The organism is Xenorhabdus anantnagensis (assembly GCF_028598555.1).
Lineage (GTDB): Bacteria > Pseudomonadota > Gammaproteobacteria > Enterobacterales > Enterobacteriaceae > Xenorhabdus > Xenorhabdus anantnagensis.
In genome coordinates, this window is sequence record NZ_JAQRFN010000002.1 from 280,640 (window position 1) to 306,955 (window position 26,316).

Sequence of the window (26,316 nt, forward strand, 5' to 3'; positions counted from 1 at the left end):
AACGCTAATCATTGTAGTAATACTCGTCATTGTGGTAATACCCTTCGCGGTAATAGCCAAAATTACAGTGATATGAAACAGGTAACGGTGCCAGACATACCCAATCCAAGAGAGAATGATCATGAAAGCCTTATTGCTGGAACAACACGAAACATTATCAGCATCGATTCAAGATATTGATGCATCTCAATTACCATCAGGTAATGTGGTCGTTGATATCCATTGGTCAACACTCAATTACAAAGATGCCCTTGCCATTACCGGCAAGGGGAAGATTATCCGCCAATTTCCGATGGTTCCGGGAATCGATTTTTCTGGTGTTGTCCATCATTCCGAAGATCCCCGCTTTCATGTAGGGCAACATGTTTTGCTGACTGGCTGGGGCGTGGGGGAAACTCACTGGGGTGGGCTGGCAGAACAAGCCAGAATATCTGGTGAATGGTTGACCCCATTGCCGTACGAATTAAGTCCCCGGCAAGCAATGATCATCGGTACGGCTGGTTTTACTGCCATGTTATGTGTCATGGCGTTAGAACAAGGAGGCGTGACACCTGAAAGTGGAGAGATTGCCGTCACAGGTGCCAGTGGTGGTGTTGGCAGTACAGCAATAACCTTGCTGTCACAACTGGGCTATTCTGTCACCGCGATTAGCAGCAAATCCGACAGCCGAGATTATCTGCTCTCACTGGGTGCGAAAGAGGTTTTACCCGCCAGTGACTTCAACCAACTATCACGTCCATTGGAAAAACAACGTTGGGCTGGTGTGATAGATACCATTGGTGGCACGGTATTGGCGACCTTGCTGGCACAAGTGAGTTACAACGGTACAGTAGCCGCCTGTGGTATGGCGGGTGACATCCAACTGCCCACAAGCGTGATGCCGTTTATCCTGCGTAATATCCGCTTGCAGGGAGTGGAGTCCGTGACTGTTCCGGCCTCTAAACGTCCTGCTATTTGGCAGCGGTTGCAAAAGCTGTTGCCAGATTCCTTTTATCAGCAAGCAGCCAATGAGATTACATTAGAGCAAGTGATCGAACATGCCAGTAAATTGATAAACAATCGAATTACTGGCAGAACAATCGTCAAGATACGCTGATAAGACCAGTATTTAGCTGCTAAATGCCACGATATGTTTATAATGTCGGGCTTTATCGTCAAATTTACAATTCTAGCTATCAGAAAGAGATGACAAACCGTTGACATCGAGTTATCTTGATCGATTGTTGACAGATTGCCGGAGATACCCGCACAATGGCAGACAAGTTTCGCATTTTACTCTTGAATGGCCCCAACCTTAACCTGTTGGGAACACGAGAGCCAGAGACCTACGGCAAGTTAACGCTTGATGACATCGTTAACCAACTGTCACAAGAAGCTCACCAATCGGGAACTGAGTTATCCCATTTGCAATCCAACGCAGAATCTGAATTGATTGAGAGAATTCATTCAGCACGGGGTAATACGGATTTTATTTTGATTAACCCTGCGGCATACACGCATACCAGCGTGGCATTGCGCGATGCACTTCTGGCGGTAGATATCCCATTCATTGAGATTCACCTTTCCAACGTGCATGCCCGTGAGCCATTCCGTCATCACTCATATCTTTCCGATATTGCAGTAGGCGTCATCTGCGGATTGGGGGCGGATGGTTATAGCTTCGCATTACAGGCAGCGGTCAACCGCTTGTCAACATCCAACTAATAGACTAAAAAGTACGGAACCACACTCATGGATATTCGTAAGATTAAAAAACTGATCGAGCTGGTTGAAGAATCTGGCATTTCTGAACTGGAAATTTCTGAAGGCGAAGAATCAGTACGCATCAGCCGCACTACAGTAGCTCCGGCAATGCCTGTAACCCAGCAATATATTTCTGCACCTGCCCAGCAACCTGCATTTATACAGCAGTCAGCGGCACCTGCTGCCGCTGACAAACCAGCGGAAATCAGCGGTCACACCGTTCGCTCCCCAATGGTTGGTACGTTCTACCGCTCACCAAGCCCAGATGCGAAAGCTTTCATCGAAGTCGGCCAGCATGTAAATCAGGGCGAAACCCTGTGCATCGTCGAAGCCATGAAAATGATGAACCAGATTGAAGCTGACAAAACTGGCGTCGTGAAAGCAATTCTGGTTCAGGATGGTCAACCTGTTGAATTCGACGAGCCACTGGTCATCATCGAATAACGAGGCGTCCCCATGCTTGAAAAAATTGTCATTGCTAACCGCGGTGAAATTGCACTGCGTATCCTGAGAGCCTGTAAGGAGCTTGGGATCAAAACGGTTGCTGTGCACTCTGCGGCAGACCGCGATCTGAAGCACGTCCTGCTGGCGGATGAAACCGTCTGCATCGGCCCTGCGGCCTCAGCAAAAAGCTACCTGAATATTCCAGCCATTATCTCTGCGGCCGAAATCACCTGTGCACAGGCGATCCATCCGGGTTATGGCTTTTTGTCTGAAAACGCTGACTTTGCCGAGCAAGTTGAGCGTTCCGGCTTTATTTTCATTGGCCCAAAAGCGGACACCATCCGTTTGATGGGGGATAAAGTTTCTGCTATCAGCGCGATGAAAAAAGCGGGCGTACCTTGTGTTCCCGGCTCTGATGGCCCATTGGGTGACGATGCTGAGAAAAACAAAACGGTTGCAAACCGCATCGGTTATCCGGTGATTATCAAGGCATCAGGCGGCGGCGGCGGTCGTGGTATGCGCGTTGTACGCAGTGATAAAGATCTGGAACAATCCATCGCCATGACCCGTGCAGAAGCCAAAGCAGCCTTCAACAACGACATGGTGTACATGGAAAAATTCCTTGAAAATCCACGTCACGTTGAAATTCAGGTTTTGGCTGATGGTCAGGGCAACGCACTCTATCTGGCTGAACGCGACTGCTCCATGCAGCGCCGTCACCAGAAAGTGGTGGAAGAAGCACCAGCACCGGGCATTTCACCAGAACTGCGCCGCAGCATCGGTGAACGTTGTTCCACTGCCTGTATCGAAATCGGCTATCGCGGAGCGGGTACGTTTGAATTCCTGTACGAAAACGGTGAATTCTACTTTATCGAGATGAATACCCGTATTCAGGTTGAGCATCCAGTGACAGAAATGATCACTGGCGTTGACCTGATCAAAGAGCAGCTGCGAATTGCAGCGGGTATGCCGCTGTCCATCAAACAGGAAGATGTCGAAATTAAAGGTCATGCGATCGAATGCCGTATCAATGCGGAAGATCCGAAAACCTTCCTGCCAAGTCCGGGCAAGATCACCCATTTCCACTCACCGGGTGGGTTTGGTGTGCGTTGGGAATCCCATATCTATGCGGGATATACCGTGCCACCTTACTATGATTCCATGATTGGTAAGTTAATCACTTACGGCGAAACCCGTGAAGTGGCAATTGCGCGTATGAAGAATGCGCTGGCCGAATTGATTATTGATGGCATCAAGACCAATATCGATCTGCAACTGGCGATCATGAATGACGAGAACTTCCAGAAAGGCGGAACCAATATCCACTATCTGGAGAAGAAACTGGGCTTGCAGGAGAAGTAAGATTTCTTTGACTCTTGCCCTGAGTTTGCTGATTTGAGTGAATCAAATCCCATCTTTTTAAGGTGGGATTTTTTTATATGACCTCATATGCAAGTGAATACTTTACGTTATTCTATTCCTTACAGAAGGAAGAGTATTTATCTGTCGATGTTTGGTGACGATCTTTCCTTCCATTATGCAAATCAACACCAAACCACCTATCTGCAATATTACTTACTGGCTCATTCGACCATACGGTGAAACGCTCATTGGTCGGCCAGCCATATAAAATGCCATTCATAACGACCGCTACCTAATGGCATGTTTACCAACCTTTGTGATTAACACTATCGACCTCAAGCAATATCTTGGGTTGATAACATTCATGTCTACCTTCTATATCTAATAGACTTTAAATAAAGGCAGATGACCCAGATAATTTTTTCATCCATGAGACCAATTCATTTATTACGCCAGAAAAAAATTCTTATCAAACTCTAATAATAAAAATCATGTAATTAGACAACAAAAAGACACACAAATATAAAAAACCATTTTATTTAAAAAATAACATTAAATTAAAAATAGAATAAAAACCAAATAGCAACTCAAAAAAAAACAATAAAAGACATTGTTATAATATGAAATAAAATAAATAATTCATTTAAAATCATGTTGTTATAAATAAAAACAAAAAAACAATAATCTTCTTTGTTCATATTAATACAGGAGTTTTAGGTTAACATTTAATATCTAAATGTCATCTTAATCTCATTTAAACCATCAGAACAAGATGGGAGAATGGTACTTATAAAAACATCATAAACCAATAAAAAAACGTCCAATTACATTTAAACTTCAAGCTTGTTTTTATCAAAAAACAAAACTTAACCTGACATTATTAACAAAAAGACAAAATACATTCAGACTCCTATTAAATATTAATTTCTGAAAATTCAGACAATATTTTGATTTTATTCTGATTTCCAAGGCACATTTTTCCCCTGAATAAATCAGCACATTACCGTACAATTCCCCTCATATTGTTTCATGTAAGTTACCCGGAGAACGGATGGACGGACGATTTGTTCAATCCCACAAAGAAGCACGCTGGGCAGTATTCCTGACGTTGGCTTATCTTATTGGTTGGCTGCTGTGTGCCTATTTACCCAGTGATACCAACGGCTTAACTGGATTGCCGCGCTGGTTTGAACTGGCTTGCCTGCTGCTACCCGCCTTATTTATCATCCTCTGCTGGTTGATGGTGAAGTTTATATTCAAGGATATTCCGCTGGAGGATAATGATGCAAAGTGAAGTGATTCTGCCTCTCGTGGGATATCTGGCATTGGTTTTTCTGCTGTCAATCTATGCCTATCGCCGTCGGCAGACAGGCGAATTCTTGAACGAATATTTTCTCGGTAACCGCTCAATGGGTGGTTTTGTGCTGGCAATGACCATTACAGCAACCTATATCAGCGCCAGCTCATTTATTGGTGGCCCTGGCGCAGCTTATAAGTACGGCATCGGTTGGGTGTTGTTATCATTGATCCAACTGCCCGCGATATGGCTTTCCCTTAGCGTATTGGGTAAAAAATTTGCTATCCTTGCCCGCCGTTACAACGCGGTCACACTCAATGATATGCTTTATGCTCGCTATCAGAGCCGCTTTTTGGTCTGGTTTGCCAGTATAAGCCTGTTGGTCGCCTTTGTCGGTGCAATGACAGTACAATTCATTGGCGGGGCACGTTTGTTGGAGACAGCCGCAGGTATTCCTTACGATACCGGATTGCTGATTTTTGGCGTCTCTATCGCCCTTTACACCGCATTTGGCGGATTCAGGGCCAGTGTCCTCAATGATGCCTTGCAAGGGCTGGTAATGCTACTGGGAACAGTGTTATTGCTGGCTGGAATTATCTACAAAGCCGGCGGGTTATCAGCAGCAATTACGACACTGCGCACTATTGACCCGAATCTGGTATCACCTCACGGTGCCGATAATATTCTCACAGGGCCATTTATGGCATCTTTCTGGGTACTGGTCTGCTTTGGTGTCATTGGGCTGCCACACACCGCTGTGCGCTGCATTTCTTATAAAGACAGCAAGGCAGTTCATCGCGGTATTATTCTTGGTACGATCGTGATGGCAATCCTGATGTTCGGTATGCACCTTGCTGGCGCTCTTGGCCGGGCCATCATTCCTGATCTGACCATTCCCGATCAAGTAATCCCAACCTTGATGATCACCGTACTGCCTCCTGTTGCCGCCGGAATTTTTCTGGCTGCACCAATGGCGGCGATTATGTCCACCATTAATGCCCAACTGCTGCAATCTTCGGCTACTATCGTCAAAGATCTCTACCTAAATTTGTTCCCACAACAGATTAAGCATGAGAAAAAGCTATCGCGCATTTCCAGCTATTCCACCCTGTTTTTAGGCGCACTATTGCTGCTGGCCGCATGGCATCCACCTGAGATGATTATCTGGCTGAATCTGCTGGCATTTGGTGGACTTCAAGCCGTTTTCCTCTGGCCGCTGGTTCTGGGGTTATACTGGGAAAAAGCCAATGCCTACGGGGCAATCAGCTCAATGCTAACAGGTGCTGCAAGCTACACTTTGCTGGCAACTTTCAATATCCAGCTTCTTGATTTCCATCCCATCGTGCCATCTCTATTGTTGAGTTTACTGGCATTTTGGATAGGGAATATGATGGGTAATAAACACACACAACAAACCGCTGCTCCTCAATAATTACAGCGTGATTCACAGAAAGAGAATTTTTTATGCCTTGGATACAATTAAGATTAAACACCACGGGACAACAAGCTGAAGCCTTGGGCGATGAGCTTATGGAAAGTGGCGCAGTATCGGTAACCTTTCAGGATAGCCACGATACTCCTATTTTTGAGCCTCTGCCGGGAGAAACCCGGTTATGGGGCGATACCGATGTGATCGGCCTGTACGACGCTGAAATGGATATGAAAGCGGTTGTCAGCCAACTGGAACAGATTCCACAGCTAGGCCAAGGTTTTATCCACAAAATTGAGCAACTGGAAGATAAGGATTGGGAGCGTGAGTGGATGGACAACTTCCACCCAATGCGCTTTGGCAAACGTCTGTGGATTTGCCCTAGCTGGCGTGAAGTGCCAGAACCAGAGGCAGTTAACGTTATGCTTGATCCCGGTCTGGCCTTCGGCACCGGAACTCACCCAACCACATCCCTTTGCCTGCAATGGTTAGATGGCCTTGATATAACGGGTAAAACTGTGATCGACTTCGGGTGCGGCTCAGGCATATTGGCTATCGCAGCCCTGAAACTGGGAGCGAAACACGCTATTGGCATTGATATTGATCCACAAGCGATTCAAGCCAGTCGGGATAATGCCGAACGCAATGGTGTATCTGATCAATTAACTCTCTACCTGTCTAAAGATCAACCTAAAGACCTTGAGTGCGATATCGTGATTGCCAATATCTTAGCTGGCCCACTACGTGAACTGGCACCTATCATCGGCTCACTGCCTAAATCTGGCGGGTTATTAGGTTTATCCGGTGTTCTGGCAAGTCAGGCTGAAGGAGTTGCCCAAGCCTATAACAATGAATTCATTATCGATCCTATAGCGGAACAAGAAGAATGGTGCCGCATCACAGGGATTAAAAAATAATCACTTAATGTCTATTGAAAAGCGAGATTATCCACTAAAATGATCACCTAGGAGGTCAATTGGTGATAATCCGCTCTCTTTGTTATTAGAAATATAGGTAATAATAAATTTCGTCAATAACACGTAACCATATGTTATTTAAGAGTAATTAACCGCATTTGAAAAAATCAACTGGAAAAAATCCGTTATAAATATCGATTCGCTCAAAGTTTGGCCTTTCATATCTTGTGAAAAATGCGTAATATACGCGCCCTTAGTCACAGTTGACCACTCTTTCTTCGTCTATGCGTATCGGACAATACCAGTTGAAAAACTGTCTTATTGCAGCCCCTATGGCAGGCATAACAGATCGCCCGTTTCGATCTCTTTGCTACCAGATGGGCGCAGGAATGACAGTCTCAGAAATGCTTTCTTCCAATCCTCAGGTTTGGAAGACGGATAAATCCCGGCTGCGTATGGTTCATAGCGACGAACCCGGAGTGCGTTCTGTACAAATTGCCGGTAGTGATCCCGATGAAATGGCAGCAGCAGCGAAAATTAACGTCGCTAATGGTGCTCAGATCATCGATATCAATATGGGGTGCCCAGCTAAAAAGGTGAATCGTAAGCTGGCTGGCTCTGCATTACTGCGTTATCCAGAATTGGTTGAAAAAATCCTTTCTGCGGTAGTCAATGCGGTTGATGTGCCTGTCACTTTGAAGATCCGAACAGGGTGGTCACCGGAAGAACGTAACTGTGTAGAAATTGCCCAATTGGCCGAGCGTTGTGGTATTCAGGCTCTTACGATACATGGTAGGACACGAACCTGCCTGTTTAATGGTGAGGCCGAGTACGACAATATTCGGACAGTTAAGCAGACTGTTGCCATTCCAATTATTGCCAATGGCGACATTACTGACCCGCTAAAAGCCAGAGCAGTGCTTGAATACACCGGGGCTGATGCCCTGATGATAGGGCGCGCTGCTCAGGGAAGACCCTGGATCTTTCGGGAAATCCAGCATTATCTGGAAACAGGAGAGTTGCTGTCACCGATGCCTCTTGGCGACGTGCAGCACTTAATGAGCGAGCATATACGAGAGCTGCATGACTTTTACGGTCAAGGCAAAGGAGTTCGTATTGCACGCAAGCATGTATCTTGGTATCTCAAGGAACATGCCCCTGATGACCAGTTTCGGCGCACATTCAACGCCATTGAGGATGCCAGCGAACAGCTGGAGGCGTTGGAGGCATACTTCGAAAATTTTTGCGTAAATTAAAGAAAAGAGCTGACAGAACTATGTTCGAACAACGCGTAAATTCTGATGTACTAACCGTTGCTACTGTAAATTCACAAGATCAGGTAACTCAAAAACCTCTGCGTGATTCGGTTAAACAAGCACTGAAGAACTATTTTGCTCAACTGAACGGTCAAGATGTTAATGACCTGTATGAGCTGGTACTGGCTGAAGTAGAACAGCCACTGTTGGACATGGTGATGCAATATACCCGTGGTAACCAGACCCGCGCAGCACTGATGATGGGAATCAACCGTGGTACTCTGCGTAAGAAACTGAAAAAATACGGCATGAACTGATCCTAATCTAGTAACATGTTGTTAAATTGGCACTTTTTACCATGTAGAAAGTGCCTTTTTACTTAGAATTACCCCACCGATTACCCCACCGAAAAATTCTCAGCACAAAAACTCACAGAACAACATGAGTACCAAAGAAAAATAATAATTAGATGTGTTATAGAAGTCGGTACACCAAACGTTCCAACCTTGTGAAAAGTTACGATGTATTTCGTCTGGAATCATTGAGATGAAAGTTACAGATGTTTCTACCAGTGAGAAGATACCCTGTTACGGCTATCTTCCCGATGATTTGCAAATGGAACTAATTATTTTTATGATTTATCCCGAACCTTGCGCTCAATCAATTCACCATACGAATCAAAATAGCGGCTCGGCCAGATTTCAGATGGGTGTATTTCGAGATAGTTAGCAATAATCCATTCGCCTTTCGGCCACGGTCTGCTAAGAGTATTTGCCAGTGTAGATGAACTGAGTCCAGATTCACGAGAAACAGCCGCTAAGGTTGTACCGCGCTTACGTAATGCAGCGATGATATCGGCTTGATGCCAGTCGTTTTTGGTATTGAACATTCCTGCTACCCCTTCCATTAATTGAAAAAATTGATGGTGGCGATTCAGACAGGGTTATCACAACCGGGAACGATCGTCCGGCGAGGCATAGGCCTCCCCTGCCTGAACCGCCATTGAAAGGGCGATAGCAGACACACTGGTAGAAATTTCCTACCAGTGGATCGTTCTTACAAGGGTGATAATCCTTGACCACTAGATTTTGCTAATGGCGGAGCTACTTTAACTGATTGGTTTATCTGGTTCAATAAGCGAATCAGTATAAACACTTAACTTTTTGCGTTATATGCTATTAAACAGCTCAGTGCCAGAAGCAGACATTACAGACATCCGTGTGTTAATTAACAGAGAGCAGGTCAGGTCATAGACTCATTAGAGTACCTTAAGGGTAAAACTGCCAATAGGAATCATAAGCCAGGTAAAAAAAAAATTTGATAGCCACTACTCATCATTGTATAGTGAACATACTCTTTAGCGTATGGGCTTCAATTTAGCCTTGTCGGGCGATTCGCCAGACACAAACTTATTGTTTAGATTTAGGGTTGCGCCAGATGCAAATCGGCCGATCCTGCTCACACGATCGGCCGATTTGCATCCGCCGCATCCTTTAGTAAAGAGTTAAAAAGAGACTTTGTGTCTCTTTTTTATTTGGAAATTTAGATGTACGAAGAAACTATAAAAGATACATTTAAAAATCTTGATGTTGAAAATTTTTCTGTTAACAACAGTATCCTAAATTTAATATTTGTTTGCGGAGGGCTCGTAGATGTAAAAGAAGCTATTCCTTCTAGTATGCGCGGACAGCTTTACGCTTATACCTCCTCTGAACATGAAGAGTTTCATAATTGCCTCCGGATGGCTGAGTCTTTCAAAGACTATATAGAGTCTGGTCAATATGATGATTTACTCCATTTTGAGCATGACATCGCTAAGATATCATCGCAAGTACTGTTATTTCTTGAAAGTCCTGGTTCATTAGTTGAATTAGGAATATTTTCTTCTTTCGAAAACCTTTATGATAAAATTTGTGTTATTGCACCTGAAAATCATGTAGAGAGCGAGGACTCTTTTATTTTTCTAGGACCTCTCAAAAGAATATCCTCTTACGTCAGCAACGCAGTACTCATTTATCCATATGATTCAGAAAATGGAGAGTTTGATAAGGATGTGTGGAAAGAAATCTGCGAAGATATATTTGATAGGCTAAAATCTAAAGTCAAAGTTGAAAAGTTCAGAAAAGATGATGATGGTCATTTATGCATGCTAATACTTGAAATAATAAACATCTGTTTTCCTGTTCAACTTTCTGAGATAGAATCAGTTCTTTCATTATTTCTAATAAAGATATCGCAAAAACGCCTTTCTCAACTGATATATTTATTATTAACCCTAGAACTAATACAAAAGAAAAAAAGAAGCACAAACACTTATTTTTTTCCACTCAAAAAACTCGAAAGTGATACTTATATAAAATTTGGATCTTATATAGATAAAAAACCATTCGATAAGTCAAAAAATAAAATTAAATTAAAACAAGAGCTTGTTATTAATTTAAAAGATAAAGAGCAACGACGTATTCGTGTTTTAGCTAAGTATGGTGAAGAAAATGTCTAATAATCCAAAATCATTCCGCAAGCTTTTACAAAGCACTCTATTTTTGAGTGATGAACTCATCAATACATTTATCGCCACTGCTCCTTATCGATATAAGATTTATGATATAGCAAAAAGGAACTCCAATGAAATGCGCAGGATTGCTCATCCTTCAAAGGAATTGAAATTTATTCAACGTATTATAGTTAAAGAACTGTCTAGTCTGTTACCTGTACATGAATGTGCTTATGCTTACAGGACTGGACGGGGAATAAAAGAAAATGCACTTATTCACTCAAAGAACAGTTATTTATTAAAGTTTGATTTATCAAATTTTTTCAATTCTTTGACGCCTGATATATTCTTTGCTGAGTGCAAAAGAAATAACATTTATTTCGATAAAGACAATGCTTCTATCATATCTAACTGTTTGTTCTACCGTGAGCATAGGAAAGCGAGCTTAAAATTGAGCGTTGGCGCACCCAGTTCTCCTTTTATTTCTAATGCAATTATGTACTCTTTTGATAAGAGTATTGAAAAAGCATGTAATAACAAAGGAATAAATTTCACTCGCTATGCTGATGATATGACATTCTCCACAAATACGAAGCATGTACTTGTCGGCTTTGATAGTATCGTAAAGGATGTTTTATTTGATCTTTTCAGAGATGCTATTTCTTTAAACCATGATAAAACCATTTTTTCCTCTAAAGCTCATAATCGTCATATTACTGGTGTTACCATTTCTAATGATGATAACATCTCACTTGGGCGAGATAGAAAAAGATATATTTCATCAGCTATTCATCACTTCTCTTTAGATAGGCTGAATGAAAGTGAAATTAATAAATTAAAGGGTTTATTAGCTTTTTCAGAATATATTGAACCTGCATTTGTGGCTAGAATGGTAAAAAAATATGGTGCGGAAGTGATCAAAAAACTAAAAAAATAGGTGAATGATATCATCTACTCCGAAGGCGTTTGCACCACTCAGTTACCCATCACTATATGTTCTAAGCCATCATCTGATGATGGCCGGATCTGCTCCCCTCCCCATTGATTAACATACTACAATGTTAGGTCTGCTCTTCGCCCATAGCTGATTGTTAGATAAGAGTAGCGACTAATACAAATAAAAGTGTGATATCTAACCTTCTGAGCATTTGATTTCATTAATTCCTAACCAGCATAGGTATTAAAAAAAATCAATTAGTTATCTAAATTCCATCAAAGCCATCCAGTCGCTGTTGTTGCTCATCACTAAGACTAAACGCAAACTCTTCATGCTCAATCTGCCATGTGCCAAAACTCATCAAAAACGCAATTGCAGGATCGATTTTATTCGCAGATTTATTTTTATTCGGCTTGATATTTGCGTTAGAATCGGTTTCCATCACGACATTGGCTATCGCCCAAGCAAGCACCGGATCGCCGTTATTACGAATGATTTTGCGGTTAACAAACACCTCAGCGGATTTGGCTACCGGACTAAAACGCATATAGGTTTGCGGGAACGGCTCAACGTCTAAGCCTGCGCCCTGTAATTGAGTGCGTAGGTGTGTGGCGTTCCATGTATCAAAACCCACCAGTTTGATATCAAAGTGCTGGCTGTCTTTGAGAATATCATCACGGATACGATCATAATCAATGCAATCGCCTTGCGTGGTGCGTATCCAGCCCATTTGTACCCATTGACGGTAGATTGCCCGATTCTTATTGGCGGGGTTTTGTAACTGGGCTTCGGGTAGGTAATGGCGGGTCAGCAATAACAGTTCATTACCCACGGGGAACGTATAGCAAATACTGGTGATATCGCCTGTTGAGGATAAATCTAATCCGGCGTAACACTCCAAGCCTTTCAGGTTGTTTTCGTCATAGTCGAGTTGGCAGGCTTTCCATGCACCTTCACCCATCCACGGTGTTTCGCCCTGACACCAGATATTAAAGCGTTTGGTTAACATCTCTGTCCATTGTGAGGGAATGCCCCGTGCTTTCTGGATAGTGTCATGTAAAGCAGCGCTATCCACGGAAATATTCAGATTGGGATTGGCCTTTATCCAAAGGCTTTCATCATCAATCTCATTTTCGTTGTCCAACTCATAAATCAAGGCAAACAATGATGCGTTTTGCTCCTCGCCATCCAGTATCTGGCAACAATAATTATAATGCTGTTTACAGGCAGAGATTACGTTACTGCCTGCCGTGGTGATGGCAAACAAAATACCTTCGGGACGTGCGCCCATTCCCAGCTCAAGGGCAGAGTACACAGCGTTATCAGGGTGTAAATGATATTCATCGACAATAGCAAGAGAAGGGTTTGTACCCTCAATCGTGGCAGCTTTGGCTGCCAGTGGTTTTAACAGGCTGTTACTCTTCGGGTAATTCACTTTGTGTTGCTGGATAGTCACCCGTTTTTTCAGCGGCTTTGATAACAGGCACATCTGGCGGGCATCATCGAATACAATACGCGCCTGATCACGGCTCACAGCGGCGGTGTAAATATCCTGCTGGCCTGGCTCCATCACGAGAAACCAGTTAGCCAGTATCGCGGCAACCGTAGACTTGGCATTTTTGCGCGGCACTTGAATGTAAGCACTGCGGTATTTTCGACGTCCGGTCGCTTTGACTTTGAAACCGAACAGATTAGCAAACGCGAACTGCTGCCACGGCTCCAGAATAATCGGTTTGCCCCGCAAATGGCCTTTGACGTGCGGACAGTAACGGGAAAAGGCAATAAACTGCGTTACCACCTCCGAATCAAATAGATAAAATGGGTTATTAAGGTCGTTAAAATAACGTTTCACCGCCTGTTTTACCCGCTTACAGGCCGGAATTGTGCCGTTTTCGATATCAAAAGCGTATTGTTCCCATGCGTTCATAGTCGGTCTAGCTCGTCCTCTTCTTCCGTTTCCACCGGATTTTTCCGCCGTGATACCGGATCAAAACCCAGTAATGAAGACATTTTTATCATGATTTTTTCCGCATCAGCTTTGGCGCTCAATGATGGATTACGGCTTTCACTGCCCTGACTGTTCACAATGCTAAAGCCTCTGATATCAAGGTCTGCCACCGCTTTTCGGTAAATGGCGTAGTTGACACAGTACAGTTCTAAGTTGTTCCAGTCGGCGGCGTTCAAATCTTCCCGCTCGCTTAAGATTTTACCTTTGGCTCTCCATTGACTGGTGGCAATCTCATTTAAATAAGTGGGCGGTTTGGGTGCTCTTGCCATAATGTTCTCTGTTCCTTGTGATTTATTTTCAAAAAAATTGCCGTGCGTAAAAATTGAAGGAGGGGGCGGTTCCGTTCAGAGGGGTGTTTGTCATTTTTGATACCCCCACTCCGTTATTTCAGTTTGTTATTATTCCGAAGTTAACCAACCGTGCCGCTTCTGCTTCCTGCTCCCGATAAGAACCTTGTTTGCGCTTGGCTTTGGTGATGGGGTCTGTCTGGACGGTCTTACGATTATGGCAGGCATGGCATAGTGCTTGATGATTAGATGCAGGCCAGAACAACACATCACTATCACTATTAATTGGGATAATGTGATCCACAATGGTGGAGGGTGTGTAACTGTTTTGTTTGAGACAATGGGCACATAAGGGATAGGCTTTCAGGTATTGCAGTCGATAACGTCCCCACCGGTTACTGTAGCCACGTTCGGTACGTGTACCGCGCTGCCCGTTCTGTTCCCGCCGATGTTCCTCACAGCGACCAGACTTTACCCGTTGCTTACAACTGGGATAGCTACAACGTCTTAACGGTTGCCACGGCATCAGTAGATCCCCATATCACGATAGACAGACCATAACGATTTAATAGTAAAGGGCACTTCTTTCAGTTCAACATCCGTTGCCATTTCCCGATTCTCATACAGCAAGCCGATATAGAGCAGGCAACCGACTTTAATCGCTGGGGTAAAATCCAGACCATCACCGAACCGCTTACCAATATGTTGCTGGCAGACTTCCAGCGCTGCGGCGGCATAACCCGTTAATAGGGCATCATCAAGGGTGTGATCTTCTTCCAGTCGGCAATGCTGTTTAATTTCACTCAGGGGAATTTCAATCCGGCTCATCGGAATATCCCTCCCTTGCAAAGCAACTCTAGGCGGGTGTATTTCGCATCGGGGATGACCGCCATAATGCTAAAAGCTGTGCCCGTCGTGTTCGCTCCGTGAAAGGTAATGCTGTTCGCTGTGGTCACATCAGCACGATAACGCAGCCAGATACGCACGGTGGCTTCTGAAAACACGGCGCCGGAGGCCACCAGCTCCCGCCCGCTAATCGCTTTGACTTCTGCCCAGACCGTGGCTAAATCTACCCAGTTGTTGAGTACTTCACCAAATTTACCCCGACTGGCTTCATTTTTTCGAATTGTCACCCGATGCCGTAATCTGCCTGCTCTCATTCGTTACTCTCCTTGTCTTGTTTGATTTCCACGGTTTGCTTCCATGCCTGACTGAATTCATCGCCACCGGCACGGGGCGATAATCCTTCCCGTTCGCGGGCTTCATTCGGGCACATCACACCGGATTTAATCGCCGTCTCATAACTCTGGAAGCGTTCTTTCGGATTGGCGCGCAGTAAATCGGCGGTGTCGAATTCAACTTGGTAGCGAATGCCTTGTTTTGGTGAGTTCATCAGCAAAGCGGATTTGATTTGCTGCTCGAAATTGGCAAGCCACGGGCGCATGGTGATCGTCAGAAACGCACGTGAGGCTTCGCTAAAGTTACTGTAGGTACTGTTCGAATACTCTTGCAGAAAGATCGGGCTGACATTGAACATGCGGGCGATATCTTCAATAGTGAAACGGCGGGAGGCCAACCACTCCGCATCCTGGTTGCTCATTCCCAATTGCTGGTATTCCATCCCACCTTCAAGAATGGGCGTTTTGCCTGCATTGCGAGCACCTTTATAACGTTCGAGGGCTTCCAGTGCCTTACTGCCCTTGATGCCATCTAGCCAGTCAGTGGCTTTAATCACGCCCGCTGCCATCATGCCCTCTTTCATAATGCTTGCCCCGTGGCGCTGCTGTGCCAGCCCTAAACCCAGTGTTTCACGGCAAATCGTGACAGGGGAACGCCCAAAAAAACCATCTTCGGTGGCATAACGCAAATGCAACACTTCTTCCTGTAAATAGATTCTGATCTTGCCGCTATAGGGTTCGGTGATGGTGTAAGCAAACCGATGATCGGATAATCGTTGCGCTACCACGGCTGACGGCTGGTAAGGGTGTAATGATTGTGGCTGACCATCTTTGCCCCAGACTATGACTGCATACGCATTGCCATTCAACAGACAATGGCGCATCAGCGTTCGCTTAAACTGAAACGGTGTTTGGCAATCGTTCGGGCATTCATTGAGCAGGTAATCAACTGGATGATCACTTAACCACTCTCGGGACTCTTGTGCCGTGACTATTTTTCACTCGATAGAGATAACAGGGCATTGTTGCTACTGCTTCACTAATGACGGTAACAGCATTCATCACAGCAGGCAGGCTTTCGGCGGTTGAGGGTGAAACATACTCACCGGATTTCGTATTGGGAATACCTGCCAGAGAAAGTAGCTCATCAATGCTCATGTTCCGGGTTTCCGGGGCTTTGCGCGTAAAAGGCCACATCATCACACCTCAGACAGTCGCAGCCAGTAATGATACAAATCCGCATTGCAGGGCTTCACCGCATTTAGCGAACGTTTGGCGATCTCTACGCCGCTTTCAGGATAAGCAGGTAAGCTAGTGATCGTAATTTCTCGTAATTCAGCTTCTAAGACAGTTCTGATATACGGCTCTTGACTTGTATCCCATTGATCTTTTATTGCTCTGAATCCAAAACTCATTCCGGCAATATCACCCCGCTCAACCAGTGTCAGCACATCGCGTCCTAGCTGCGTATCAGGCGGGGTGAGTTCGAAACGTAATCCGGTGGTATCTTCACTAAGTTGCAATGTACCGGACGTAGTGCGGCCTAACAGGTTCATATGATCATGTTCATAAAGTGCCCTGATATCAGCACTTGCCGCTAAACTGGCGCTAAAGACGTTAGGGGCGAATTGTTCTACAAACTCATCCCACAAGATATGTGATCGGCTGTTCCACTTAATCACATAGCCTGTCAGTTTCTTATCATTGGCAGATAATGAAGCGGTACGGATTTCAAAATCATTCTTCATCGATAAACTCCAAGATTATCAATAGGATTTGATTTCCAGCACCTTGATTGCGTTGGAGTCCACCAGCCCACCGCCCAGATATTTATCGGTATGTACCTTATAAAATCCCGGCTCGGTGATATTGTCAGGATGAGTACGAATGCCCGTTTGATGGTCAACGATGAAGTAACCGCGTTTGAAGTCACCCAGAGCAATGATGTTATCCGGCATGAATTCGAGATAATGGACAGGTAAGCCCAATAACATATCGGGATCACCTGCCTGTAAACGCTCCCGCCAGATATAATCGCCATTACCATTTTTCAGCTTTTGAACTTGCGCGGCAGTTGTGGAATTCATCACCCACACCGCATTTTTACGATATTTGTTCTTTAGCAGGAATTTCAGGTCAATCAGGCTATCAGCTTCAAGACTGGTAACTTCCAGCTTTTGCAGCGTACCAAATGCGCGTACCTTGTCAGCTTGGGTGTCACGGAGATAAGACAAAAAGCCTTTCGCTTTTTTGCTACCGTCACCGCTAACCAGATCTGTTTCTTCGGTATCAACGAAAGTATCTGCGATCTCAGCAGTCAGCCAGCCTAAAATATCCACATCACTAAAGTCGATAATTTCCTGTGTGGTTTTGGGGTAGGCATAGATAGGAAATAGTTTGATGCTGACTTCTTCCATCTTTGGTGTCGCAGTCTCACTACGCTCCTTGCCTTCTTCCCCGTGGGCAACGGCTGCGCTGCCGACCGAAACAAGCTGTTTATATTCATTGCTGCGCGTGGTCTTAATCGTACAAATCCGGCGCATGACCGACTCATCAGCCAGTTGCTGCATGATTTGCTTGTTCAGTTCTGGGATAACGGTATAGCCGCCATCAGACGGAACGCCCGTGGATAAGGTGCGGGTTTCGCCAGTCAGAATATAGTGACGCAGCTCGTCATTGCTGAGTGTTTTATTGATCGGCTGCTTCTTGGTCTGATTGGTCTGATTGCGTTCTTCATCCGATAACGCCTCATAACGGGCGATTTCTGTATTGAGTGCATCGGACTGAGTGCGCAGCTCGTCAAACTGTTTCGCTTCATCCGCATTAAGTGAGCGTTTTTCATCTTCGGCTTTGGTAAGCAGCGAACGCATTTGTTGGGTTAAATCGGCTTTTTGTTGGCGTAGTTCGAGTAATTTTTTCATGTGCTTTTGATTTATTTATTTTTCCAATAAATAATTTTTTAACACTATGATAAGTAATGAAAGGATTCTGACTCTGTTGAGTAAGCACACAACTATCATTTCACACCTAATTTAGAAATTAATTTTGTGTAAGATATTTTTACTTAGGCAATAATAATGTAATTAAATTTTACCAATATTAATGAATATTTTATTACTGGAAAGTAAATATTAGGTAATAATGCAAAGCTAGTAGTTTTTGAAACTTATAATCACCATTTAAAACTAGTCTTATTTAATATTTTTGATAAAGACTGATGCTTAGAGTGAATTTATATTTAAAATACGTCACTTACTAAAAAGTGAGATTGGGATTTACTAATCTACTATGTAATTATATTATCTATACTCTATAGAAATTTATTGTTTGGTGTCAGGTAATAAAATAGTAACTTCTTGTTAAAACGTTTCTATAGACAGTAACTTAATAATTTTGCGTATTATCATATACCTAAAATTTTATGGCGTACTTAACTAAATTACAGGAGTTTTCATGAGTAGTAGAAGTGATGTCATAGAAGGACGGTTAGTTTATACCGAAAAATTAGGGTGGGTAGATACTGGGCATTCAAAAGGTAATGATGCCAGAATGTTAATGATTGCTATAAACTCAGGTGATGATACTAAGGAATCATACTTTACCATTAAATACACACAATACATGGGTCTTGGATTAAAATATGGCACATCTAAAATAACAAGATGGAGGGTTAGAAGAGGATTATCTTTAAATGATAAAAAGAGAGTTGCACTTACTATTATGATGTATACCACTCATCTATTTGAAGCGCATCAAGATTCATTTCCCTTTAATTGGTATACAGATAGTGGGTACAGTGGTGAGGATTTAGTTTCAAATCTACTTGGTTTTTATCAGGCTATAAACGGAATTGATTATTTACCTCAGCTTCAACCTATAAGTAAAGAAGATGCACTAAAAAGATGGGATTATTATGGCGCTATAGGAAAGTATAAAAATAAAATGTTTAAGCCTTTATTGTTCCCTGATCCCAAAAAATACCCTAATAATGCTAGACCATATTATTCTTCCTTACCTACATTTCTTAATACTATATCCCCGATCACTGATATAGATAGGAGTCATTTGCTAATACATATTGAAGATAGAACAGGATATAACATACATGCAGTAAGAGATGTGGGGATTGAACTTGAATAAGATTATTAAAATTACATTTATAGCTCTGTTTTTTTTAGGGCTGATTTTTACTATCCCTATTTTATTTGTAGATAATCATTTTTCATATACAAAAAATGACTTTATTAAGTATAATTTATTTACCTTTAATGAAGTTAAAAACATTCCTATTATTTCAAATGATTACATTATATCCTATGATTCACCAGATGGTGTAAAACCAATGGCTAATTCAATTCTATTTTCAAATGTAAATCCAAATAGTAAAGTAGAATTAATAAATTATATTGAAAAATTAGGTTATATAAAAGATATAAACGCATATTGGAATACAAATGGAAGCGAATCTTGGAGTAAAGGGAATTTGTTTATACAGATAAAACAAAATGATACTGACCGTACCATTTTGTTTTTAGTTGAGAAGAATTAAAATACATTCTCTTCTCTTATACTGTAGCCTGATGTGCCAGCGATGTGATGTGTCCATGTTATGCTATCATATGAAATTGTTATACTTTCATATGGTTGCATATCATTATGGCTTAGTGAATTAGGATAATGGCTAGAGATGTTTTTTATAGTGGCATTCGTTAATTTGATAGAGTAAAATTTTTCTAATCCCCCGGCTGAACTATTCCTATATATATCAAGCAGACAATCTAAATGCTCATTATTTGATATTGAAACTCCTAATAATGGCGATGATTTATCTATTGGCTTTGTTATTATTATAGGTTGGTGATTTACATTCTGTTCTCTACTGATATCGTGATCTATAGAGTAAACCAATATTTTATCTTTATTTTCTTCTTGATATTTATTACCTATTGAATCATAGGTTGAACAACCTGCTGATATCAACCCTTGCTTTTTGCCGTTTAAGGTCATGTAAATAATGTTAGCCATTTCCTTTCCTTGTGTTTGTTATTTATTCAATCCGAAATATATAACTATTCTCTTATTTGTCAATAGCCGAATTCATAATTTACTATAAAACAAAATGACAATGATAAAAAATATAACTTAGAAATCAAAAACACTATAACTTAACAAGAGTTATATATTACTTTGAGTGATTTTGATAATTATTATATGAAATAATATTTTTTCAGATAGTTCTTAGTGAGTTATTTAAACTGATAATTTTAATTATGTGTTGATGTATATCAAGACATAAAAATATTTTTATGCGCTAATTACTCTCTTAAACAAGAACAATGATCACTTAAAATTAGGAAATTTAGTCTTCCTACCAGAGATAGCCCCCTATAAATCTTTTTCATCCTCTTAGTTATGCACCCTCTGCACATTCTTCTCAAAGCCTTGCTACATCTGGGTTTGCAGTAATTAATATGATATTCACTGACTGTATCCCCTGTTCACCCTTTTTTATCCTAATGAAGAGAATGTATATTTGATGTATAGCTAAGAAATAACTATACATCTATTATTTTCTTTTAAATACAGATAGATATTTAAAATGATGTATGGAATGCAGACTTAAGCCCAAAAAGTTTATAGTGGGGATTTAAAGCCTCGGCATTCAGGCAATGACGGCAACCACTCTTCGGCTTCTTCCGATAACTCAACGTTATAAGAGTAACCTTTCTTGGTTCGTACTTTCCGATACTCCTTTTTGTATTCCAGCATAATTTTGGGGAGCGATTCGCCGAACTTGGTCAGTGTTAACGGGCGTTCAAAGCCATGTGCTTCCATAAAGGAAAGATAAGCATGATACAGATACAACCTCGGCGCTCGTGGGCTAATGTTCTTAGTGCCCATCTTCATCCCAGTTGCATCATTGACGGTTACCAGATAACCACAAAATCGATACAACGGATCGGAATTGCTTTTCACCGTTAATGCTTCGTTAGAATCGCGTTGTGCCTGTAGCAGCTTTTTAGCTTTGTTCTGGTCGGCAAATTCGTTTAATAAATGGCGGATTATGACGGGCAGTTCCCGACTGATTTTCTCCGGTAAGTGTGGATCTTTCTCTGACTCTTTGACCGGAATGTTAAACGGGAATATCACCCGCCGCCGTGCAATACCGCCATTACGCTCTGTAAAACTCATTGGTTCGTTATTGGTGGCTAATACCACGGCCTTAATGACCGTAGAAAATTGCTTCTCATATTTTCCGTCCACTTCAATCAAATCACCGCCAGTAATCGCCTTAATGCCAGCACCCTCACCGACATATTTAACCTGATCGGGCAGCGTAATCAGGCTCTTCCCGACAAACTGATAACGGCCTCTCGCCTCATCCAGTGCCCGCATATTGCCACTGGCAGTATTGTGCTCTCCTGCCAATAAAGTGGCGATATAGGTAAAGATACTTTTGCCGCTGCCACCTTCACCCGTCACTTCAATAAATAACTGCCAGTCGTAACGGTTTGCCAAGATCATAAACAGAGCTGCTTTAATGCGATTCATCTTGTTTTCATTACTTCCCGCCGCATGGGATAACCAGCGATAAAAATCTGGGGCATGGTCTGGTAAATTTTCACCGACAACAGGCGGGGTGAATGCAATACCGTTATGATTCATTAACCAATGTTCCGGCTGGTGCAGGGTAAACTGTTGAGCCGATAAATCATACACACCATTACGGAACCCGATTAAATCCTGGCGTTGTTCCCCGATAACCGGCACTTGTAATTTCATGGCATAGATAGCGTTATTGATCCCGTTCGGGCTGTAAGGGGTTTCGTGCTGGTCAAAAATTGCCACCATTGCGCGGCGCAGCTCATTATCCGACACGGTTTCCCATGTTGTACCGTTATAGTGGTAAACCATTTCGCTATCAGGATTAACTGCCACTTTGCCGTACCGCTCAACCAATAGTGCCCCGCGCTGACTGGCTGCCATTTGTGCCAGATTGTTATTGGCTTTTTTGGGCTTCGTTTCGTGGATAATCACCGCTTCTGCTTCCATGAGTTTTTTCTCTCCCACCTGATATAACCCGTTGCTGAATGCCTGTTTTGCTGCCTCAATGCCGTGACGCTGGCGATAATCGTCCCAGTCAGATTTCAATGCCGTAGGCGGTAGCGTGACCCATCCATTAATCGCTATAGCGGCCTTTTCTGCCGCTATCTTACCGACGTTCTTTTTTAACCTACCATTTTTGTCCCGCTCTTCCGGTTCGTGCCAATCGTTATCAGCAGCAAGAATAATTTTCGCATCTGGCCACTGGGTTCTGACCTGTTCGGCAACCGTGAGTAAATTACTTTCATCAATCGCCGCCAGTACCACACCCTCATGTAGCTGGCTGACCGTTAACGCCGTGGCGTAACCCTCAGCAATAATGAAAGTATCGGGCGTTCCGGTAATCTCTGAAACGGGAATAAAACTACCTTTTTTCTGCGTGCCTGTAACAAGGCGTTTTTCACCGTTCGGCTTGATGGCTTGTGCGCCTGTGATCGTGCCGTCCAGCGTTTGAACCACCAGTAATAAAGAGCCATCTTTCAATAACCGCTGATTGGGGCATTGCAGCCCCTTTTTCATCAGATATTGAGATTCGCCCGTAATAGCTGTAGCGAGCATTGTTACGATACGTTCAGCAATAGGTTTCGCTGTTCGGGGCTGTTCTTTGGTGGACTTGGGTTCAGGTAAAGGAAGTGCCAGCGCGTCAGCTACCAACTTAGCGGCGGCAACGACTGTGATCCCGTTGGTTCTTGCCACTAAATCCAGCCCATCACCATGATTCGGCGCATCACATTGGCGACAATGCCAGTCACCATGATGGTTATCATCGATAAAGTGAAAGCGGTCAGTACCGCCGCATATCGGGCAAGCACCATGTTTACCTTTTGCCGGAACATCAACACCACAGGCTGGCAACAAGTTTTGCCAATGACTGACTGCGGATTGTTTTACTGCACGGATAAAGTCAATCGGACGGTTTTTTGGGTTATTGTTTTCCTGACTCATAATCACTCGTCCTCACCATTAACCGCCGCATAAAGCGCATGGTAAACTTCCTGATTGATATCACAGGCCAACGAAAGCAAATCATGTAACTCTTCCGAGCAATGCTGGCTGGCCTGCTCAAGAATAACCTCATACAAAGAGGTGCATAAACCTGCACGAAACGAGGATTGCCCTAATGGATCTCTTTCCCGGCGTATAAGGCAATTAACTAATTTATTCACTGGATTCTGTGGGACATGTATCGACAAGTCGCGATAAACCTCCTGATGAATGCCGTGTGCCAATACAGTCAAGTTATTTAAGTTGGTTTCGCAGCGTTCATCTTTGGCTTTTTGGGTAATGAACGTGAAAAGTGAAATACCCAGACTTGCACGATGCAGCGCCTGTTTTAGTGAGATAGGTTTATTGCTCATGATTTACCCCCTGAACGGAGGTAAGGCGCATAGGAAAGATTTTAGGTAAACGGGCTTTGCCCTTTCCGATTAGAAAGGTATATTGATACATAGCTACCTCGATACTATTACTATCGTTGGTTGTTAGATGCCTCGTCGGTGTTCCAGCACTACGAGGCATTGTTATATTTTCAATCAAAGATTGCTTTAACAAGATATGGTAGTTACCATATTCACGTTTATTATAAAGATGGTAGTTACCAATGCAAGAGAAAAAAGAAAAAAAATCATTTGATCGTTCAAGCAGCACAATGAAACATATTCGATTCGAAGATGACCTACTGTCACAAATAGATTTTGTTGCAGGAAAAGGTAACTTTAGCGCATGGGTTAAAGATGCTTGCCGCGAAAAACTCCTAACTTTAGGAATAAAGCCTAAAATCTGAACCAACCAGTAATAACTGTGATTGTTAACTAACCCTCTTAGAGAGGGTTGTTTATCAAATTGATGATTGCTGAATTTCAAAGAATCTCTATAGCCAATATCTACCATCACACTACCTATTTTCCCAATTAAGCTGTTTTTAGGATGAGTTTGACCGCTGCCAACCAAGACAGTTAATTTTTCATGATGCTATTCTTTAATTAGCAGGCTTGCGGCTATACGGATTATTTATATTGTCTACTGTAGGCGGATTACGTACCCAATGAAGCAGATCACTAAGCAACCAAGCACACGAATTACGGCCTAATGGCTTACGGGCAGGGAAACGGCCTTCATTTTCCAGCTTCCATGCTGACGTTCTGGAAATAGAAGTGATGTGCTGGCGTTCTTTTTCACGTATAAGACGATCATAAGGTTCACCATATTCAGAAAGGATAGAGCGGCGTTCTTCTGGTGTCGGAGTACTGTATTGCATGGTTGTGTTACCCTCACTGTTTAATTGTTTTTGTGAGGGTATTTTACTTAATAGAAATTATTACGAAAGAAAGCCACATTTGTTACGTATATATCACAATTATCATGCTCATCACCCAACTCATTAATTCCTATGATTGAACTGCTTTTAATATAACCACATTTTCATAATTTCCCGCTAATACATCCAGTCGCTCACACCACTTGTTTAAAGCGTCTAGCTTCTCTGGTAGGTATTGGCTTCTGTTATAAATTGCCATTACTCCCGGCAAAGAGTGTCCTAATAGCTGCTCAACAATATGCGGAGCTATTCCCATATCATTTAACTTCGTCGCAAATGTTCGTCTTAAATCGTGTAACGTCCATGCTTCGGAATGTTCAAATCTTTTCCATAAGTTACGACCAAATTGAGAAATAGCTTCTGGCTTTTTCAATTTGCCCAATAAATAACCGCTGTTTTTATTCAGATTGTACAGTTCAGTTATAAATACCCTGATATAAATAGGGATTGGACGAATTATTTTTTCATCTGTTTTCGTGTGCTCTCTTGGTACTGTCCAAAGCCAATTATCAAAATCCCATTCTTTCCACTCTGATAATCTGGCTTCATGGGAACGACAGCCGAAAATAACCAGTACTCTCAGTAAATAGTTATAATAGGGAATATGCTTATCTTCGTTTATCGATTCCCATAATTTCCCTAATTCTTTATCAGTTAATACCCTATCTCTCTTATTTTGCTTTTTACCAACATCAGGAATAGTTAAATCATCAAGAGCATTACTTATTGCATATCTTCTAACCCTGCAAAATTTCAATGCTTGCTTGCACATTTGAAATATATAGCCAGTAGCTACAGGGGATTCATTTCTTGCACGGTCAAAACACTTTAGCCAATAACGAGTTTCACAGTCACTTAAAGCCATCTCACCTATGTAGGGGTAAATGTGTTTTTCAAGCTGCGCTATATGACGAATAACATTAGCTCTGTTATCCTTGGCATAATTTTCAATCCAATACTCCAAAGCATCTCGAACCGTGACAGGTTTAAGAGATTCTTGAATTTCTAGATTTAATTGTAGTTTTGGATCTTTGCCTGATGCTAACCAATTACGACATTTATCCCGTAGCTCTCTGGCTTCCTTTAGACTCATATCAGGATAGCGCCCTAGTGTTAAACGGTTTAATTTCTTACCATCTAGCCTGTATGTAAAAACCCAGCTAACGCCACCGATTACAGATACTTTAGCACTAAGCCCCGCGCCATCTGCTACAAACTCAATTTTAGGCACTGGTTTTCCATAAAGTGCCTTAACCTTTTTATCACTTAGCTTATTCAGTTCATTAGCCATGATCACCCAAAATATTTATACAAATGTTTATACACAGTTTGTTGTAAAAGTGGGTAAACGTCAATAAACACTGAAACAATATACAGTATATTATTTAACTATCACTTTGATTTTATTTGAATTTAAAACAACACTTGATAGCATGAGAACTTAAAAACTGAAAATACGGCATGAACTGATCCTAGTCTTAGATCATGTTGATATTAAAGCACTTTCTCTTTTTGAGGGGGTGCTTTTTTTTGTTATGAGTAC

At 42.4% G+C, this 26,316-nt stretch carries 28 protein-coding genes and 1 pseudogene; 14 read left to right on the forward strand and 15 right to left on the reverse strand.

Annotated elements, in window-relative coordinates:
• Nucleotides 1-121 precede the first annotated feature (121 nt).
• The 4 genes from acuI to accC all read left to right on the forward strand — a co-directional run bounded on the left by acuI (nt 122) and on the right by accC (nt 3,549).
• Nucleotides 122-1,096: an acrylyl-CoA reductase (NADPH) gene (gene acuI / locus PSI14_RS02910; RefSeq protein WP_273574319.1), complete on the forward strand. Its 975-nt coding sequence runs from the start codon at nt 122-124 to the stop codon at nt 1,094-1,096.
• 155 nt (nt 1,097-1,251) lie between these two features.
• Nucleotides 1,252-1,704, forward strand: a complete 453-nt coding sequence (gene aroQ / locus PSI14_RS02915; protein ID WP_273574320.1) for a type II 3-dehydroquinate dehydratase — start codon at nt 1,252-1,254, stop codon at nt 1,702-1,704.
• A gap of 27 nt (nt 1,705-1,731) precedes the next feature.
• Nucleotides 1,732-2,187 (forward strand): acetyl-CoA carboxylase biotin carboxyl carrier protein, encoded by a 456-nt coding sequence (gene accB / locus PSI14_RS02920; protein ID WP_273574321.1) that lies wholly within the window; start codon nt 1,732-1,734, stop codon nt 2,185-2,187.
• 12 nt (nt 2,188-2,199) lie between these two features.
• Nucleotides 2,200-3,549 carry an acetyl-CoA carboxylase biotin carboxylase subunit gene (accC, locus tag PSI14_RS02925; protein ID WP_273574322.1) on the forward strand — a complete coding sequence of 450 codons (1,350 nt, stop codon included), beginning with the start codon at nt 2,200-2,202 and terminating at the stop codon, nt 3,547-3,549.
• A gap of 112 nt (nt 3,550-3,661) precedes the next feature.
• Here the strand turns inward: accC and PSI14_RS02930 are convergent, their stop codons facing one another.
• A complete protein-coding gene (locus tag PSI14_RS02930; protein WP_273574323.1) occupies nt 3,662-3,829 on the reverse strand; it encodes a hypothetical protein in 168 nt (55 codons plus the stop codon).
• Between the two features lie 771 nt (nt 3,830-4,600).
• On the opposite strand from PSI14_RS02930, the gene PSI14_RS02935 reads away from it, so the two are divergent.
• The 5 genes from PSI14_RS02935 (at nt 4,601) to fis (ending at nt 8,765) form a co-directional block, all read left to right on the forward strand.
• Nucleotides 4,601-4,843: a YhdT family protein gene (locus PSI14_RS02935; protein ID WP_273574324.1), complete on the forward strand. Its 243-nt coding sequence runs from the start codon at nt 4,601-4,603 to the stop codon at nt 4,841-4,843.
• Nucleotides 4,833-6,278 (forward strand): sodium/pantothenate symporter, encoded by a 1,446-nt coding sequence (panF, locus tag PSI14_RS02940; protein ID WP_273574364.1) that lies wholly within the window; start codon nt 4,833-4,835, stop codon nt 6,276-6,278. Before PSI14_RS02935 ends, panF begins: the two co-directional genes overlap by 11 nt.
• 32 nt (nt 6,279-6,310) lie before the next feature.
• Nucleotides 6,311-7,192 (forward strand): 50S ribosomal protein L11 methyltransferase, encoded by an 882-nt coding sequence (prmA, locus tag PSI14_RS02945; RefSeq protein WP_273574325.1) that lies wholly within the window; start codon nt 6,311-6,313, stop codon nt 7,190-7,192.
• A gap of 284 nt (nt 7,193-7,476) precedes the next feature.
• A complete protein-coding gene (gene dusB / locus PSI14_RS02950; RefSeq protein WP_273574365.1) occupies nt 7,477-8,448 on the forward strand; it encodes a tRNA dihydrouridine synthase DusB in 972 nt (323 codons plus the stop codon).
• A gap of 20 nt (nt 8,449-8,468) precedes the next feature.
• A complete protein-coding gene (fis, locus tag PSI14_RS02955) occupies nt 8,469-8,765 on the forward strand; it encodes a DNA-binding transcriptional regulator Fis (protein WP_010847912.1) in 297 nt (98 codons plus the stop codon).
• A gap of 314 nt (nt 8,766-9,079) precedes the next feature.
• On the opposite strand, the gene PSI14_RS02960 is transcribed toward fis, so the two are convergent.
• The gene (locus PSI14_RS02960; RefSeq protein WP_273559766.1) at nt 9,080-9,337 is read right to left on the reverse strand and encodes a helix-turn-helix domain-containing protein; all 258 of its coding nucleotides are present in this window, start codon (nt 9,335-9,337) and stop codon (nt 9,080-9,082) included.
• Nucleotides 9,338-9,994: 657 nt separating this feature from the next.
• Here PSI14_RS02960 and PSI14_RS02965 point away from each other — a divergent pair.
• Together PSI14_RS02965 and PSI14_RS02970 are read left to right on the forward strand one after the other, a co-directional pair.
• Nucleotides 9,995-10,948: a retron St85 family effector protein gene (locus PSI14_RS02965; RefSeq protein ID WP_273574326.1), complete on the forward strand. Its 954-nt coding sequence runs from the start codon at nt 9,995-9,997 to the stop codon at nt 10,946-10,948.
• Entirely contained in the window at nt 10,941-11,879 is a 939-nt protein-coding gene (locus tag PSI14_RS02970) for a retron St85 family RNA-directed DNA polymerase (RefSeq protein ID WP_273574327.1), read from the forward strand. Before PSI14_RS02965 ends, PSI14_RS02970 begins: the two co-directional genes overlap by 8 nt.
• A gap of 265 nt (nt 11,880-12,144) precedes the next feature.
• Here the strand turns inward: PSI14_RS02970 and PSI14_RS02975 are convergent, their stop codons facing one another.
• The 8 genes and pseudogenes from PSI14_RS02975 to PSI14_RS03010 all read right to left on the reverse strand — a co-directional run bounded on the left by PSI14_RS02975 (nt 12,145) and on the right by PSI14_RS03010 (nt 18,273).
• Nucleotides 12,145-13,806: a terminase large subunit gene (locus PSI14_RS02975; protein WP_273574328.1), complete on the reverse strand. Its 1,662-nt coding sequence runs from the start codon at nt 13,804-13,806 to the stop codon at nt 12,145-12,147.
• Complete coding sequence (locus PSI14_RS02980) at nt 13,803-14,156, reverse strand: phage terminase small subunit P27 family (RefSeq protein WP_273574329.1); 354 nt, start codon at nt 14,154-14,156, stop codon at nt 13,803-13,805. Before PSI14_RS02980 ends, PSI14_RS02975 begins: the two co-directional genes overlap by 4 nt.
• Before the next feature lie 118 nt (nt 14,157-14,274).
• Nucleotides 14,275-14,700 (reverse strand): HNH endonuclease signature motif containing protein, encoded by a 426-nt coding sequence (locus PSI14_RS02985; RefSeq protein WP_273574330.1) that lies wholly within the window; start codon nt 14,698-14,700, stop codon nt 14,275-14,277.
• Nucleotides 14,700-15,002: a head-tail connector protein gene (locus tag PSI14_RS02990; RefSeq protein WP_273574331.1), complete on the reverse strand. Its 303-nt coding sequence runs from the start codon at nt 15,000-15,002 to the stop codon at nt 14,700-14,702. The genes PSI14_RS02985 and PSI14_RS02990 overlap by 1 nt, the downstream gene beginning before the upstream one ends.
• Nucleotides 14,999-15,334: a phage head closure protein gene (locus PSI14_RS02995; protein ID WP_099115757.1), complete on the reverse strand. Its 336-nt coding sequence runs from the start codon at nt 15,332-15,334 to the stop codon at nt 14,999-15,001. The genes PSI14_RS02990 and PSI14_RS02995 overlap by 4 nt, the downstream gene beginning before the upstream one ends.
• Nucleotides 15,331-16,552: pseudogene (locus PSI14_RS03000) on the reverse strand (phage portal protein). The gene PSI14_RS02995 and the pseudogene PSI14_RS03000 overlap by 4 nt, the downstream one beginning before the upstream one ends.
• Nucleotides 16,552-17,100, reverse strand: a complete 549-nt coding sequence (locus PSI14_RS03005) for an HK97 family phage prohead protease (protein ID WP_273574332.1) — start codon at nt 17,098-17,100, stop codon at nt 16,552-16,554. The pseudogene PSI14_RS03000 and the gene PSI14_RS03005 overlap by 1 nt, the downstream one beginning before the upstream one ends.
• An 18-nt stretch (nt 17,101-17,118) precedes the next feature.
• Nucleotides 17,119-18,273, reverse strand: coding sequence for a phage major capsid protein (locus PSI14_RS03010; protein ID WP_273574333.1), 1,155 nt, complete (start codon nt 18,271-18,273; stop codon nt 17,119-17,121).
• Between the two features lie 532 nt (nt 18,274-18,805).
• Here PSI14_RS03010 and PSI14_RS03015 point away from each other — a divergent pair.
• A complete protein-coding gene (locus tag PSI14_RS03015; protein WP_273574334.1) occupies nt 18,806-19,492 on the forward strand; it encodes a hypothetical protein in 687 nt (228 codons plus the stop codon).
• A complete protein-coding gene (locus PSI14_RS03020; RefSeq protein ID WP_273574335.1) occupies nt 19,485-19,901 on the forward strand; it encodes a hypothetical protein in 417 nt (138 codons plus the stop codon). Before PSI14_RS03015 ends, PSI14_RS03020 begins: the two co-directional genes overlap by 8 nt.
• Here PSI14_RS03020 and PSI14_RS03025 read toward each other — a convergent pair.
• The 3 genes from PSI14_RS03025 to PSI14_RS03035 all read right to left on the reverse strand — a co-directional run bounded on the left by PSI14_RS03025 (nt 19,898) and on the right by PSI14_RS03035 (nt 23,814).
• Complete coding sequence (locus PSI14_RS03025) at nt 19,898-20,377, reverse strand: Hcp family type VI secretion system effector (RefSeq protein WP_187653758.1); 480 nt, start codon at nt 20,375-20,377, stop codon at nt 19,898-19,900. The two genes, PSI14_RS03020 and PSI14_RS03025, sit on opposite strands and share 4 nt — an antisense overlap.
• Nucleotides 20,378-20,986: 609 nt before the next feature.
• Entirely contained in the window at nt 20,987-23,401 is a 2,415-nt protein-coding gene (locus PSI14_RS03030; protein WP_273574336.1) for a primase-like DNA-binding domain-containing protein, read from the reverse strand.
• A 2-nt stretch (nt 23,402-23,403) separates the two neighbouring features.
• Entirely contained in the window at nt 23,404-23,814 is a 411-nt protein-coding gene (locus PSI14_RS03035) for a hypothetical protein (RefSeq protein WP_273574337.1), read from the reverse strand.
• A 242-nt stretch (nt 23,815-24,056) separates the two neighbouring features.
• Between PSI14_RS03035 and PSI14_RS03040 the strand changes: the two genes are divergently transcribed.
• Nucleotides 24,057-24,239: a YlcI/YnfO family protein gene (locus tag PSI14_RS03040; protein WP_273574338.1), complete on the forward strand. Its 183-nt coding sequence runs from the start codon at nt 24,057-24,059 to the stop codon at nt 24,237-24,239.
• Nucleotides 24,240-24,434: 195 nt separating this feature from the next.
• Here the strand turns inward: PSI14_RS03040 and PSI14_RS03045 are convergent, their stop codons facing one another.
• Nucleotides 24,435-24,713: a helix-turn-helix transcriptional regulator gene (locus PSI14_RS03045; RefSeq protein WP_273574339.1), complete on the reverse strand. Its 279-nt coding sequence runs from the start codon at nt 24,711-24,713 to the stop codon at nt 24,435-24,437.
• Nucleotides 24,714-24,843: 130 nt separating this feature from the next.
• Nucleotides 24,844-26,064: a tyrosine-type recombinase/integrase gene (locus tag PSI14_RS03050; RefSeq protein WP_273574340.1), complete on the reverse strand. Its 1,221-nt coding sequence runs from the start codon at nt 26,062-26,064 to the stop codon at nt 24,844-24,846.
• Nucleotides 26,065-26,316: the final 252 nt, after the last annotated feature.